The sequence below is a fragment of the Marinobacter sp. CA1 genome (assembly GCF_020546665.1).
Classification (GTDB): Bacteria; Pseudomonadota; Gammaproteobacteria; order Pseudomonadales; family Oleiphilaceae; genus Marinobacter; species Marinobacter xestospongiae.
Genome location: NZ_CP071785.1, coordinates 158,376 through 173,658, shown reverse-complemented (window position 1 = coordinate 173,658; position 15,283 = coordinate 158,376). Strand labels below are relative to the sequence as shown.

The window sequence follows — 15,283 nt, the reverse complement described above, 5'->3', positions numbered from 1 at the left end:
CACTACCAGTCGATAGGGCTAACGGGGATCAACGTCCCGCTTTCAGCAGTTCCCAGTACTTGGTGTAGACCTGCAACGCCTCGTCGCCCACATCTTCCTGGAATTCCGCCTGCTCCAGATCCACCGCGGTCGGGTAGCTGGCGCGATCGTTGGCCACGGCCGGGTCCAGCTGCTCTCGGGCGGCCAGGTTCGGGGTGGCGTAGCCGATGTCTTCACTGATCAGCGCGGAAATCTCCGGACGCATGACGAAATCAATGAACTGGTGGGCCGCATCGACGTTCTTGGCGTTCTTGGGAATCACGAAGCTATCCAGCCACACGATCACCCCTTCCTGCGGGTACACATACTCCAGCGACGGCATATCGGCCTTGCCCATCACCGCTTCGCCGTTCCAGATCATGCCGATGTCGGTTTCCCCTTCCAGGTAGGGCATCCGCGGCGCGTCGGAGTTGAAGGTGCGCACCGCTGGCATCAGTTCGGTCAACTTGTTGTAGGCCGCTTCGATCTCCTGCGGGTTGGTGCTGTTACCGGAGTAGCCCAGCACCCGCAGACCAATGTGGAACACTTCCCGCATGTCGTTGGTCAGCATCACCCGGCCGCTGTAGTCGTCTTTCCACAGGTCGGCCCAGGCGGTGACCGGCGCCTCGCCCACATCGCTGGCGTCGTAGGCCAGGCCGGTGGTGCCCCAGAGGTAGGGAATGCTGTAGGCGTTGTCCGGATCAATGTTGAGGTTGGTCAGCTCCGGGTCCAGCTGGCCATAGTTGCTCAGCTTGCTGTGGTCGATCGGGGTCAGCAGGCCCTCGTTACGCATCTTGTTGACGTAGTAGGTGGACGGTACCGCCAGGTCGTACTGACCGCTGTCGTCCAGCAGTTTGATGCGGGCGTACATCGCCTCGTTGCTGTCATAGGTGGTATAGACCACCTGGATGCCCGTCTCCTCCTGGAACCGGTCCAGCACTTCCTGGGGCATGTACTCGGACCAGTTGTACAGGTTGAGCACTTGCTGGTCGTCGGAACCACAGCCGCTCAGCGTCACGGCCAGCAGGCCGGCCAGTGCCAGTTTCTTCATCGTTTGCTCCTAGTGAGGATCCATTGGGACAACATCAACATCATCAGCGAGCACACCAGCAGCAGTGTGCCCAGGGCGTTCACTTCCGGTTTCAGCCCCACCCGCACCATGGAATAGATGCGCAGGGGCAGGATTTCATAGCTCGGGCCACTGACAAAGGTACTCACCACCACATCGTCCAGGGACAGGGTGAACCCCAGCAGCCAGCCTGCCAGCAGCGCCGGCGCAATCACCGGGATCAACACCGTGCGGGTCATGGTGAACTCGCTAGCGCCCAGATCCCGGGCCGCCTCCGGCAGGCGCTCATCAAACCCGCTGAGCCGGGCCATCACGGTGATCACCACAAACGGCAGGCAAAAAGTGACGTGTGCCAGCAACAGCGAGACGAACCCCAGCTGCAGGCCCACCAGCAGGAACAGCGCCAGCAGCGAGATCGCCAGCACGATTTCCGGCGACATCATCACCACGAACAGCATGCCGTTGAGCACCCGCTTGCCGCGAAAGCGGTAACGGTGCAGCGCCAGCGCCGTCAGCGCGCCAATCAGGGTGGACACCGTCGCCGCCGCCAGTGCCAGCCACAGCGAGTTCCACATCGCCTGCACCATGGCGTGGTTGTTGAACAGTGACTGGTACCAGTGCAGGCTCAGGCCGTCCCAGCTGTAACCGGTGCGGGAACGGTTGAAGGAGAACACCACCAGCACCAGGATCGGCAGGTACAGCAGGCCATACACCAGCGCCAGGTACACTTTGGGCAGCCACCGGCTCATACCTCAGCCTCCTCGCCGAGACGGCGACGGCTGAGGCGGTGGGCAAACAGCAACAACGCCATGGCGGCAGTCAGCAACACGCTGGCCGCGGCGCCGAAGGGCCAGTCCCGGGCGTCGAGGAACTGGCTCTTGATGACGTTGCCCACCAGCAGGTTACGGGAGCCACCGAGAATGTCCGCCACGAAGAACAGCCCCATCGCCGGCAGCAGTACCAGCAACACCCCGGCCAGCACCCCCGGCAGGGTCAGCGGCACCACCACGTGAATAAATGTGGGCCAGCGACCGGCGCCCAGATCGTGGGATGCCAGCAGCAGCTCGTCCCGCAGGTCTTCGAACACGCTGTACAGCGGCAGGATCATGAACGGCAGCAGCAGGTACACCAGGCCGATGATCACCGCCAGTTCGGTGTACAGCAGGGTCAACGGCTCATCGATCAGGCCTATCGCCAGCAGGCCGTTGTTGATCAGTCCGTTGGTGGCCAGCAGCAGCTTGAGGGCATAGGTGCGCACCAGGGAGTTGGTCCAGAACGGCACGATCAGCAGGAAGATCAGCAGCGTCTGCTGGCGTTTGGACAGCCGTGACAATGCCCAGGCGAAGGGATAGCCGATCACCAGGCAGCAGACGGTGGTCACCGCCGCCATGTACAGGGAGTGCAGAAACACCTCCAGGTACAGCGGATCGATCAGCCGGGCGTAATTCTCCAGCGTCAGCGGCAGCGACAGGAAACTGAGGGGATCGCGGGTCAGGACACTGGTGCCCACCACCAGCAGGTTGGGGGCCAGCACCAGCACCAGCAGCCAGCCCCAGACCAGGACCAGCACCGCGGTCCGGAACGGTTGGCGATGGCTGTTATGCATCACTGGCCGGTGCCTCGGCGTTGATGTCGTCGTTCAGTACCTCGGCTTCGTCCCGTTCTTCCGGCAATAGCCACTCCCAGCCATCCACCCAGCTGACCCGCACCGGTTCCCCGAGGCGGTAGTCGAAGGTGGGATCGTCCTCATCGAAAAACTCGCTGGCGAGAATCTCCAGACCGTTCTCCAGACGGATCAGCGAGTCCAGGGTGCTGCCCTTGTAGTTGCGTTCGATGACATGGCCAACGAAGCCATGATCGTCACTGGGCTCCAGCACCCGGATGTCCTCCGGCCGCAGCAGCACATGGACCTCCTGCCCGACCGTCACCGGGAAGGTGGGCCGGCGCAGGGTACGGGACAGCCCGAAGATGGCGACGGTGATGCTGTCGTCGGTGACCTCGGTCAGCCGTCCCGGAAAGAAATTGGTCTCCCCCACGAAGCGGGCGGTAAACAGGTTCGCCGGCCGCTCGTAGATCTCCCGCGGCGTGCCCAGATGCTGGACGCGACCGTCCTTGAGCACCACGACACGATCCGACATCGACAACGCCTCTTCCTGATCGTGGGTAACGAACACGAAGGTGATGCCCAGTTCCCGCTGCAACCGCTTGAGTTCGATCTGCATGGTTCGGCGCAGCTTGTAGTCCAGCGCGGAGAGCGGCTCGTCCAGCAGCAGCAGTTTGGGGCGTTTGACCACCGCCCGGGCAATCGCCACCCGCTGTTGCTGGCCCCCGGACAGCTGATGGGGCTTGCGACGGGCAAAGTCCTCCAGCTGCACCAGTGCCAGCGCCTCGGTAACCCGCTGACGGATTTCGTCCCGGGGCCGTTTCTCCATTTTCAGGCCATAGGCGACGTTGTCGAACACCGTCATGTGGGGAAACAGCGCGTATTGCTGGAACACCGTATTGAGAGGCCGCTGTTCCGGCGGCAGGTCGGTGATGTCCTGCCCGGAAAGCGTCAACGTGCCGCTGTCGGGATGTTCGAAACCGCCCAGCAGTCGCAGCAGGGTGGTCTTGCCGCAGCCGGAAGGCCCCAGCAGGGTGAGAAATTCGCCGTCCCGGATATCCAGGTCGAGCGCATCGAGTACCGTTTTGCCATCAAATTGCTTGCTGACATTCCGGAGGGAAAGCAAAGTCTGTTGCATCGGCACGGAACCCTTAAGAGCCGCAATTGAGTGAGGAACTGCAATTGAGTCCGGAAATCGGGCGCCTATTTTTCCAAAAATTAATGTCAGTGTCAGTACGACCCAGGCAGAAATCCTCCTTGCTCACGTAACAGACCGTTTGTTCTCGCTTTTATTTGCTACGCTTGCAGAGAGACCTGCCTGCACTGCCCAAGACTTGCCATGCCTGCAATGCAAAGGCAGTCTACGATGAACCTTTTCGTTACTGCAGCAGGAACCGATATGAATGGCATTGCCGCCCGATTTGGCGCCCCCCCAGGCTCACTGTGGCCAAGCGTGCTGTTGGTACTGGTAGCGCCTTTGGGCAACCTTCTGCACGTACCAATCCTGTTCGATGTCTATCTGATTTTCGGCTCGACGGCTGCCATGCTGGCACTGATGATGGCTGGCATGCCAACGGCAGTACTCGCAGCCATCACAGCCGGAGCCGTCACCGGTTTTCTCTGGAGTCACCCATATGTGCTGATTAATGGCATTCTGGAAGTGCTGGTGGTTGGCTTTCTGCATCGTCATTGGCGCCAAAACCTAATCATCGCCAGCATGCTGTACTGGCTGGTCTTTGGAATTCCCTTTATCGCGTTTTGCTACTATTACCAGTTGGGCAACGAAGCCACGACGACTGGTTTGATCGTGCTGAAACAGTCCCTGAACGGAGTACTGAACGCCATACTGGCAACCCTTATTTTCATTGCTGTTCAAGCCATTAGCGGAAACAGAGCATCACCGTCGAACACACCGAAACTGGCAGTCACAGATACGGTTTTTATCACCCTGGTGCTCGGCATAGCGATTGCCGGCACGACACCGATAGCTATTGAAGGACACCGCGATCAGGACGTTCAGGAATCGTTCGTTTCCCAGCGCCTCAACCAGCAGGCCGACCTGCTTGCGGAGCGACTACAACGCAATGCCCGTCAAAACCGCATTCCTCTGGACCAATACCTGAGACAATCACAAACCAGCCCCGACCTGGGGCTTGCCATTCTTGACCAGCAGGGAGAGCCACTTGCCCGTCAGGGTAGTGTCAAGAGTCTGGGGCTGAATGGCGGAACCACAATGCCCCGGGAGGATGGCCTGTCACTGTGGCTGCCAGACGATGCAAGGCATGCACTGCAACGCTGGCAGGCAGGCGCTTACAATGTCCGACATCCTGTTCACGACACTCCGGGCATTGCCGAGGTCATACTTGAACTGCCGGCAGCCCCCCTGGTGGAACGCATTCGCACTAACCAGTTACGGCTGCTGGTTTGCCTGTTTGCGATTGTCATGTGCGGCACGGTCGCAGCCTGGTTCCTGAGCGCCCTGCTGACCAGACCTCTGGTGAAACTGACAAAACACAGTCAGGATCTCACCCATCGAATTACAACAGGACAGCGGCCCCAATTGCCTGGCAGCCTTTTTCGGGAGTACAACAATCTCGCAAGCACCTTGAATGATGTGTCCGGCGCGCTTGGTGAAGCCTTCCAGTCTCTGAGCGAGACCCGTGATGCTCTCGCCCAACGGGTTGATGACCAAACCCGGGAAATCACCAACACCAGCATCCTGCTTGACAGTGTTCTCAACGCCGCCACCGAAGTATCAATTATTGCCACCGATACCGACGGCATTATCACCATTTTCAACCGGGGAGCGGAGCAGATGCTTGGTTACAGCGCCAGCCAGATGGTAGGACGTTGCACACCAACGTTAGTCCACGATCCCCAGGAGATGCAGCAGCGAGAACAGGAACTGAGCGACCAGCTCGGTCGTCCAGTTGCCGGATTCGATGTATTTACCGCCCTGACAGCAGATGGTCATGCAGACATCCATGACTGGACATACATCCACCGCGATGGGCGCAGGTTTCCGGTTTCACTGATCGTAACAGCCATCATCGATGGCGAAGGCAAAACAACAGGATACGTCGGTGTTGCACTCGACATCAGCGAACGTAAACGCATGGATAAGTTGAAGGATGAGTTCATTTCTACGGTCAGCCACGAACTCCGCACCCCGTTAACATCCATTTCAGGATCACTGTCACTCTTGCTGAATGAAACCGTCGGCAAGATTCCCCCTGCCCTCAAACCCATGCTCACGATCGCAGATAAGAACGCCACCCGTCTGATCCATCTGGTGAATGATCTGCTGGACCTGCAAAAAATTGCCTCTGGCAAGATGGAGTTCCAGATCACCCCTCATCCCCTTGATCAACTACTCTCCGAAGCGGTTGAACAAAATCGACCGTACGGCCAGGAGCGGCGGGTTTCCATTGATCTTGAACCTTGTGCTACAGAAATCACCGTCAATGTTGATCGGGAACGGCTGCTGCAGGTCATGGCAAACCTTCTGTCCAATGCCATCAAGTTCTCATCGGAAGACGCATCCGTTGAAGTACGAGCCAACGTCAATCCTGCAACAGGTAATGTCACCGTAGAAGTTGAGGACCACGGCTGCGGCATTCCCAGTCAGTTCCACAGCCGGGTATTCCAGCGATTTGCCCAGGCCGATGCCTCCGACACACGAAGCAAAGGCGGCACAGGTCTGGGTCTGGCCATCACCAGGGAACTGGTGGAGCGAATGGGAGGGCAGGTCAGTTTTCACTCCGAAGAGGGTCGGGGGTCCACATTCAGAGTGGTTTTACCCCTGTCCAGCGCCCCCCAGTCGACAGTAGCCACACCCGTTCAGGCCATATCAGGCCAGGCAAGCGTGGACAGTTCAACGGAAGAGCCACCTGAGCGTCCGCTGGTATTGCATGTCGAGGATGACCAGGATCTGCACAGCGTCATTCGAACCGCAACCGCCCACCGTTTCGAGCTGATCTGGGCTGCCAATCTGGAAGAAGCCCGTGAACACGTCCAGAACCTGAACTTCCAATTGATTATCCTAGATATTGGTTTACCAGATGGCAGCGGCTGGCAATTGCTGCCGGACATGAGCCTGCACCAGCCTGAGGCTCATATCGTGATACTTTCCGGCAAGTCGCTTGATCCCAATAAGCTGGATCAGGTTGAAGCAACCTTCACCAAGTCCCAGACCTCACTGGATGTCCTAGTCACCAGCCTGGAAGCTTGTCTGGACCAGCGGCCAAAACTGGAACCTGACCGCCGCTCCGACTGACGCTTATTCCACCGGCGCCACGGTGTTGAGGTAGGCCCGGTCGGAGATGTTGGTCCAGCGCCGCACCTGCTGCAGGTAGTCACGCTGGGAATCGATGATCTCCCGGGCCAGCGGATCGGCGTCCGCGGCTTCCGTCAGCAGCCGGTCGGTGGCCTCACGCAGGGCCGCGATCACCTCCGGCGGGAAGGTGCGGTGCGCCACGTCCGGATAGGCTTCCTTCATCTGCGCCCAGGCCTCACCACTTTGGTGGGTGCTCTGAATGTACATGTCATAGGCGGCGGTGCGCATGGCGACCCGGAGAATCTCCTGCAGGTCCTCCGGCAGCCGCTCCCAGCTGCGCTGGTTGATCAGGAACTGCACCTCGGCCCCCGGTTCCTGCCAGCCGGAGTAGTAGTAATCAGCGATCTGGTGGAATCCCATACTGAAGTCCAGCGCGGGCCCTACCCACTCCAGAGCGTCGATGGTGCCACGCTCCAGGGCGGTGTAAAGCTCACCCGGCGGAATGTTGGTGACCGCCACGCCAAGCTCCGACATGACTTCACCGGCAAAGCCCGGGGTGCGCATTTTCAGGCCCTTGAGATCATCGAGGGACGTAATTTCCTCACGGAACCAGCCCCCCATCTGGTTGCCGGTGTTGCCACCGGGGAACGACAGCAGGCCGTGGGGCGCGTAGACCTTCTCCATCAGCGCCATGCCATCGCCGAAGTAAAACCAGGCGTACATCTCCGGCGCGATCATGCCGAACGGTACGGTGGTGAAGTACATGGCGTTGGGGATCTTGCCCTTGTAGTAGTAGGACGCGGTGTGGCCCATGTCGTACTGGCCGGCCTTGACCATGTCAAAGATGCCAAACGGCGCCTTGTGCTTGTTGGAGGAGTCGATGCGGATGCGCAGGCGGCCGTTGGACATGGTCTCCGCCATCGCCGCCATATTGCGGGTAGCCTCCCCCAGAATCGGGTAATTGGGGCCCCAGGTTTCCGCCAGCTTGAGCGTATAGGTACGTTCGGCAACCGCCGGCGCGGCAGCCAGGGCCAGCCAGGTGATGGCCAGCAGCAGGAGTCGTTTCATAGCTTCCTCGTTGATTTTTATTGTCCATTGGATGGCCTGCCATCATAACCATCCAAGCTGCCCTCCTAAAGAGCTGACAACAGGTTTCCCAGGTTGATGATCCATCAACTAAGCTGAGAGACAGAAGTGATTCCGTACGGAGAACGACAGCACCATGGAAGACCAGCGACCGCCTTCCCACACCGAACTCGGCACCCTGCATTCTCAACTGGAACAACTGCGCCAGCACTTCCTCGCGGAACTACCAGCCCGCGTGGACGCGATCCGGCTGGCCATTTCCGGCCTGGCCTACAGTGTCCGCGAGCAGCAGATGTCGGGGGTTCTCAACAACCTGGAACAGTTGCACCAGCGCCTGCACAAGCTGATAGGCGCCGCCGGCACCTTCGGCATTTCCCGCATTAGCCTGCGGGCGCGGGACATGGCAGACTTGGTGGACGACACCTTCCGCCTCGCCGGCTGGCCATCCCAACAGCGCATCGACAAACTGCGGGCACTGGCGGACGACCTGCTGCAGCAGCAGTTCGATCAGGGCGAGTTTTCAGGCAGCCCGGTGGAGCCATCCCGTTCACTCCAGAGCGGTGGCAGTGACGGCGCCACCATCGCCCATGTGGTGGACGATGACCCGATCCAGATCGAGCTGATCCGCCACACTCTGGCAAAAGCCGGCTATACCGTGGAAGTGTTCAGCTCGGTGGTGATTTACGCCGACCTGTTCGACCGCCTGCCAGCGCCCGCCATCATCTTCATGGACATGCAGTTTGACGGAGAGCAGTTCGCCGGGGCCCACATCATCCGCGAGCTGAAGCAGCAGTCCCAGGGCCTGCCGCCGGTGGTGTTTGTTTCCGCCATGACAGACATCGAGTCGCGCCTGTCGGCACTGCGGGCGGGTGCGACCCGCTACCTGACAAAGCCCCTCAATCCCGCCCAACTGGTGCGGCTGGCGGACGAGTTGACCCTTCGGGTGCCACCGTCACCCTACCGGGTCATGCTGGTGGACGACGACGCCAGCACTCTCGCCGCCTACAGCCTGATTCTCAGCCGTGCCGGGATGAACGTGCTGACAGTGAACCAGCCACTGGAAACACTCGCCCAGCTGGCGGAATTCCAGCCCGAGGTGCTGATACTTGATCTGTTGATGCCGGAGGTGAACGGCACCGAGCTGGCGGCGCTGATTCGCGAGGACGACGACAACGACCCGTTGCCGATCCTGTTCATGTCTACCGAGTCCGATCCCTGGCGCCAACTGGTTACGATCGGTCTAGGTGGCGATGAATTCATGCCCAAACCGGTGGCTGCAGATTACTTGGTCACCACCGTCGCGGCACGAGCCCGTCGCAGTCGCAAACAGCGCCAACTACTGGAACGGGCGGTGCCGATGCTGGACAGTCAGGTCTGAGCCACCGTTGCCGGGGCGTCGGCCCGTGGCAGGGTGATGTAGAAACTGGTGCCCTGAGGACTGGTGTCAAAGTGAATGCTGCCCTCCATACCCTCCAGCAGTCCACGGGCAATGGCCAGGCCCAGACCGGTGCCGCCCTTGGCGCGTCGATCGGAGCTGTCTGCCTGGCTAAACTTCTCAAACAGCCGGCCCTGAAACGACTGCGGAATCCCCGGTCCCCGATCCGACACCGAAATGGTAACGGCCTCATTGCGCACATCCACAACCACCCGCACACACTCGCCAGGTGGCGAGAACTTGATGGCGTTGGACAGCAGATTATCCATCACCTGTAAAAAACGGTGTTCATCCACTTTCACCCATACCTCGCCGTGAAAACGACTGGTCAACTGCACCTGTTGTTCGCAGGCATAGGTAGCCACATTGTCCAGCGCCGTCGCCAGCAGCTCCGATACTGACTGTACGTCAATCTCAAAGCTCATCTTGCCCGCCACCAGCTTGTCCATGTCCAACAGGTCGTTGATCAGACGGGTCAGTCGCTCACTGTTGCGCATTGCCATGGTTACCAGAGACTGGGCCGACTCCGGCAGATCACCTGTCTTGCCGGCCGCCATCAGTTTGAGGGCGCCAGAGATGGAGGTCAGTGGAGTTCGCAGTTCATGGCTTATGGTGGAGACAAACTCGGTCTTCATTCGCGCCACCCGTTTCTGCTCGGAAATGTCCTGAAACACCAGCCAGACAAGCGTCCCGCCATCGCTATCCTTCACCATCGCGCCAGCCAACAGCACAGACAAACCGGAACCATCATGGCGGCGGCACTGAAATTCTTCCGGACCGAAGCGCTGACGCTGGGACTGCCAGGGCCGTTGGGGCCCCAGCAGCGTCGCGACGCCGAGCGTACCCAGACTACCTTCAGCGTACCCGGTCATCGAATAGAGCGCCGGGTTGATCCCGAGGAACCGTCCATCCTCGGCATCCACCAACGCCATACCCAGAGGCGCCAATTCAAACAGGGCCTGTAGCCGGTGCTGACTGGCACGTTCACGACCCAGGGACACCGTCAGCCACAGGCCGGGCAACAGAATCAATGCAGCCGCGACGGCCAGCAAACTGCGAAATGCCGCGGCATTGTCAGCCCGATCCGGCCACCCACCAGAAGGTACGGCCGCCAACTGCCACTGGCCTCCGGGAATCGGTACGGTGAGCATGACGGGGTGCTGCTGGAACACGGCCGCGTCGCCATGAATTACTGCCCCCGGCTCACCGCCCACCCCCAGTCGTCGCAGAGCCAGATCCAGTCCGCTAGCATCACTGAACCCGGCAGCCTGATACAGGCGATCACGATCAATAACGGCTGAGATCAATCCCCACAGCCGATCCGGTTCAGTGCCTGGTCCGGGAACAAAAACCGGCACCCGACCGATAAATCCCTTTCCCCCCTGCACCAGATCGATCGGTCCAGCCAGCACCAGGTGGCCGGATTCAGCCGCCTGACGAACCTTGGGCCACTGTTCCCGGTTGGCCCGGTAGTCCAGCCCAATCGCGGCTTCATTTCCCTCCACGGGGAACATTAGTCGGATCACCATGTCCGGCGCCGCGCCAATATTGCGCAGTTCGCTCCGCTGCGACAGTACAATGCCGGCGATATCGGCAAAGCGCTGCTGATCCAGCTCTGGCTCGGTGGCCACCATCGCGACCAGACCACGGACGGTCTGGATGTTCTCACTGATCGTACCGTCCAACTGCGCCCGCAACAGAGAGGCCTGACGGGCGACGTCCAGGCGCTGCTGGTCAACAAACGCCAGATAGTTGAGGCGATCAAGCACGATTACCCCCGCCAGCGTTACGACCACCACGCAGGCCCTCGCCGCCCAGAGAATCCGGTTCACAACCGCTCCTTCATCATGTCCTCTCGTCATTACGCCGCACGGAAGCCATCCTACCCATTACCCAGGCGTTTGCCCCATTCATACTCATTAACGGACGGGAACCGCTCCTGCCAACGTGGTGGTGATCCGGATGCAACCCGTGCCTCCCTATGTCTTGAACTGGCCCACCAGACCCCGCAGTGTTTCGCCCAATCGGGCCAGCTCTTCACTGGCCTCGGTCGTCTGACTCACTCCGGTGTCGCTGCGTTGGGCGGCGTCGACAATGCGGGTGACATTCTGGTTGATTTCCTCCGCCACCTGGCTCTGCTCCTCGGCGGCGGCGGCAATCTGGGTTACCTGGTCGTGAATGCTGCCCACCGACGACTCAATGGTCCGCAGTGCCGTGGTGGCGTGATCAATCCGTTCCACCGTCTCACCGGTGCGTTCCTGAGACAGCTTCATCCGCTCGACTGCGGTGCGGGATTCACTGACAAAGCCCTCGATCATCTCCCGGATCTGATCCGCCGACTCGGCACTGCGCTGGGCCAGCTGCCGAACTTCGTCTGCCACCACCGAGAAACCGCGACCGTGCTCGCCAGCCCTGGCGGCCTCAATGGCCGCGTTAAGCGCTAGCAGGTTGGTCTGTTCGGTGACCGCCTGGATGACGTCCAGCACCTGCTGGATGTCATCGGATTTCTTCGCCAGGGCATCGATGTTGGCGGCACTGAGCTCGATGTCCTTCGACAGTTCGTTAACCGAACCCTGGGCCTGGGCAATGGTCTCACCGCCCTCCCGGGCCAGCCGGTCAGCGTCGGAGGCGGAATTCTCCACGGTGCAGGCATTGCCGGACACCTGCTGGATGGTGGCCGCCATCTCATTGATCGCCGAGGCGATCTGGTCAGTTTCCGAGCCCTGTTCCTGGACCGACTGGCGGGTCTGGGCCGCGACCCGACTGAGCTGTTCAGCCGCAGACGCCAGCTGCTCGGTGGTGGCGCCGACCTGACGCACGGTGTCCTGGATACGGCCAGCGAAGGCATTGAAGCCCCGCCCCAGTTCCGCCAGTTCATCGCTGCCCTCGTCCGGCAGGCGCTGGCGCAGGTCACCCTCGCCCTCGGAAATCTCGTGCATGATGGCGCTGACCCGGTTCAGTGGAACCGTCACCGTGCGGCTCACCAGCAGGCCGATCAGCAACGCCAACACCACCACCACCAGGGCCGCAATCAGCACGGTCACCAGGGTCGCAGCGACATCCGCCTCAACCTCTTCGGCAGCCTTGGCTACCACGTCGGCAACATCGGTAACATACACCCCGGTGCCCATCATCCAGTTCCATTGCGGCAGAATCACCGCATAGGACACCTTGGGCTCCACTTCGCCACTGGCCGGGTTGGGCCATTCGTAGCCATGGTAACCACCCTGGCGCGCCGCCTGGATGATGGCTTCGATCAGTTTGCGCACATCCGGGTTGGTGGTGGGCCCTTCCCGCGACGGGTCCGGGCGGTAGGCCAGGTTATTGAGATCGTCGACACGGTAGGCAAAAACGTAGTTGCCATTGCGGAAACTGATGGCGCGAAGTCGTTTGCGGGCCTCCAGCTTGGCTTCCGCCTCGGTCAGTCCGGGCATGGCCATGACCTCCTCCACCACGGAGCGGGCGGTATCAACCACATCCTTGACGCTTTCCTTGCGGGCCTCGAGCAGAGTCTTCTCCAGACGTTCCAGTTCCATCTCACCGTTGTGGCGAATCTGCCCCACCGAGATCCAGGCAATCACCAGGGCGGTGACCAGCACCGGTATCAGGACGCCAAGCAGCAGACGGTAGCGAATACGAAGTCGGGTAAGCACGTTCATCAATGGGGGAACTCCAGAACCGTAGGTATTGTCGTTGTTGATTCCTACGACTAACCATAGTCAACAGCCTGAAATCAGGCCATTAATTGACGTTCTGGATAAAGGCGGCCAACGGCCCGGACGGGCCGCTGGCAAAGGGAGGGGTAACGCCCGAAAGCTTGGAAACTCAGACCTTGAACTGGCCCACCAGCTCCCGCAGGCTTTCGCCCAGGCGTGCCAGTTCATGGCTGGCGTCGGAGGTCTGGGTAACGCCGGTGTCGCTGCGCTGGGCGGCATCGACAATGCGGATCACGTTCTGGTTGATCTCCTCGGCCACCTGGCTCTGTTCTTCCGAAGCGGCGGCGATCTGGGTTACCTGATCGTGAATATGGCCGACCGAGTTCTCGATGGTACGCAGGGCTGTGGCGGCATGATCAATCCGCTCCACGGTCTCGCCGGAGCGTTTTTCAGACCGGCGCATGCGTTCCACCGCCGCCCGGGACTCGGTGACAAAGCCATCGATCATCTCACGGATCTGATCCGCCGATTCGGCACTGCGTTTGGCCAGTTGCCGAACCTCATCAGCCACCACCGAGAAACCGCGGCCGTGTTCGCCGGCCCGGGCCGCCTCGATGGCCGCGTTCAGGGCCAGCAGGTTAGTCTGTTCGGTGACCGCGTGGATCACGTCCAGCACCTGCTGGATGTCGTCGGATTTCTTCGCCAAGGCATCGATATTGCCGGCACTGAGCTCGATCTCCCGTGACAGCTCGTTGACCGAGCCCTGGGCGTTGGTGATGGTTTCACCACCCTCGCGGGCCAGCCGGTCGGCGTCGGAGGCCGAACTCTCCACCTCGTTGGCGTTGCCGGAGATCTGCTGGATGGTGGCGGCCATCTGGTTGATGGCAGAGGCGATCTGGTCGGTTTCCGAGCCCTGCTCCTGCACCGACTGGCGGGTTTCCTGGGCCACCCGGCTGAGCTCCTCGGCGGCGGAGGCCAGCTGATCGGTGGTGGCACCGACCTGCTGCACGGTGTTCTGGATTTTCACCACGAAGGCGTTGAATCGCCGGCCCAGCTCGGCCAGCTCATCGTCCCCCTCATCCGGCAGGCGCTGGCGCAGATCACCATCGCCCTCGGCAATTTCCCGCATGATCTCGATCACCCGGTTCAGCGGCGTGGTCACGCTGCGGCCGACAAAGGCCCCCAGCAACAGCGAAATCACCACCACCACCAGGGTGGCGATGACCACGTTGGTCAGCGCCGCGGCCACCTGTTCATCCACTTTCTCGGCGGCAGCAGCCACCACCCGGTCAATGTTGGTGACGTAGACACCGGTGCCCACCATCCAGCCCCAGTCATCAATCAGGATGGTGTAGGACACCTTGGGCTCGATCTCGCCACTGGTGGGGTTGGGCCAGTCGTAGCTGTAGAAGCCGTCGCCGTTACGGGCGCTGGCGATCAGGGTCTGGGCCATTTCCCGGACCTTGGGGTTGTTGCTCGGCCCTTCTTTCGATGGATCGGGACGGAAGGCCAGGTTGTACTGGTCGCTGATGCGGTAGGCGTAGACGTAGTTGCCGTTTTCGTAGGTCATCGAACGGAGGCGGGCACGGGCCTCCAGCTTGGCTTCCTCGATACTGAGACCGGGGCGGTTCTTGACCTCTTCAATCAGCTCCCGGGCTGAGGTGATCAGGCCCCGCAGGCCTTCCTTGCGGGCATCCAGCAGGTTCTGCTCGAGCCGAGCCAGTTCCGCCTCACCGTTGCTACGGACCTGACTGACGGAGATCCAGGCCACGGCCATGGCGGTGATCAGCACCGGCACGATAACCGCCAGCAGCAAACGTGAACGAATACGCAGTCTGTTCAGATAGTGCATCAATGTCTCTCCACGCGGGAATCCGGGAGCGCATCAGCCGCGCCCCTAGTCTTTTGTTTTATCGACATTATGCATAGCCCATCCTTGACGGATGTTATTGTTTGTAACGGAAAAATACGCTCGCGCCAGACGCCACACGGGCGACCCTCAGCGAAACGTTAGCAGGCAACTGAAACAAAACGGTTTTTTGTCTCGATCTGTCCGGAAATGGCCCTGAAAACGGGGAACAAATTGATACCAAAGCATTGGCAGGAGAATCGCAGGTTATTGACCTGTCGCAATTTTTGC

At 60.5% G+C, this 15,283-nt stretch carries 10 protein-coding genes; 2 read left to right on the top strand and 8 right to left on the bottom strand.

Going from position 1 to position 15,283, the window contains the following annotated elements:
* Positions 1-28: 28 nt before the first annotated feature.
* The 4 genes from J2887_RS00770 to potA are packed head-to-tail and all read right to left on the bottom strand — an operon-like array spanning position 29 to position 3,828.
* Positions 29-1,069, bottom strand: coding sequence for an extracellular solute-binding protein (locus J2887_RS00770; RefSeq protein WP_227173422.1), 1,041 nt, complete (start codon positions 1,067-1,069; stop codon positions 29-31).
* Positions 1,066-1,836: a spermidine/putrescine ABC transporter permease PotC gene (potC, locus tag J2887_RS00765; RefSeq protein ID WP_227173420.1), complete on the bottom strand. Its 771-nt coding sequence runs from the start codon at positions 1,834-1,836 to the stop codon at positions 1,066-1,068. Before potC ends, J2887_RS00770 begins: the two co-directional genes overlap by 4 nt.
* A complete protein-coding gene (potB, locus tag J2887_RS00760; protein ID WP_227173418.1) occupies positions 1,833-2,693 on the bottom strand; it encodes a spermidine/putrescine ABC transporter permease PotB in 861 nt (286 codons plus the stop codon). The genes potC and potB overlap by 4 nt, the downstream gene beginning before the upstream one ends.
* The gene (gene potA / locus J2887_RS00755) at positions 2,686-3,828 is read right to left on the bottom strand and encodes a spermidine/putrescine ABC transporter ATP-binding protein PotA (RefSeq protein WP_227173416.1); all 1,143 of its coding nucleotides are present in this window, start codon (positions 3,826-3,828) and stop codon (positions 2,686-2,688) included. The genes potB and potA overlap by 8 nt, the downstream gene beginning before the upstream one ends.
* Before the next feature lie 261 nt (positions 3,829-4,089).
* Between potA and J2887_RS00750 the strand changes: the two genes are divergently transcribed.
* Positions 4,090-6,966: an ATP-binding protein gene (locus tag J2887_RS00750; protein WP_227173414.1), complete on the top strand. Its 2,877-nt coding sequence runs from the start codon at positions 4,090-4,092 to the stop codon at positions 6,964-6,966.
* Between the two features lie 3 nt (positions 6,967-6,969).
* On the opposite strand, the gene J2887_RS00745 is transcribed toward J2887_RS00750, so the two are convergent.
* Positions 6,970-8,034, bottom strand: coding sequence for a TRAP transporter substrate-binding protein (locus J2887_RS00745; protein ID WP_227173413.1), 1,065 nt, complete (start codon positions 8,032-8,034; stop codon positions 6,970-6,972).
* A 154-nt stretch (positions 8,035-8,188) separates the two neighbouring features.
* Here J2887_RS00745 and J2887_RS00740 point away from each other — a divergent pair, with 154 nt between their 5' ends.
* Entirely contained in the window at positions 8,189-9,430 is a 1,242-nt protein-coding gene (locus J2887_RS00740) for a response regulator (protein ID WP_227173411.1), read from the top strand.
* On the opposite strand, the gene J2887_RS00735 is transcribed toward J2887_RS00740, so the two are convergent.
* The 3 genes from J2887_RS00735 to J2887_RS00725 form a co-directional block, all read right to left on the bottom strand.
* Positions 9,421-11,319, bottom strand: a complete 1,899-nt coding sequence (locus tag J2887_RS00735; RefSeq protein ID WP_227173409.1) for an ATP-binding protein — start codon at positions 11,317-11,319, stop codon at positions 9,421-9,423. The two genes, J2887_RS00740 and J2887_RS00735, sit on opposite strands and share 10 nt — an antisense overlap.
* Positions 11,320-11,466: 147 nt before the next feature.
* Entirely contained in the window at positions 11,467-13,146 is a 1,680-nt protein-coding gene (locus J2887_RS00730) for a methyl-accepting chemotaxis protein (RefSeq protein ID WP_227173407.1), read from the bottom strand.
* A gap of 166 nt (positions 13,147-13,312) precedes the next feature.
* Complete coding sequence (locus J2887_RS00725; protein ID WP_227173405.1) at positions 13,313-14,995, bottom strand: methyl-accepting chemotaxis protein; 1,683 nt, start codon at positions 14,993-14,995, stop codon at positions 13,313-13,315.
* Between the last annotated feature and the right edge of the window lie 288 nt (positions 14,996-15,283).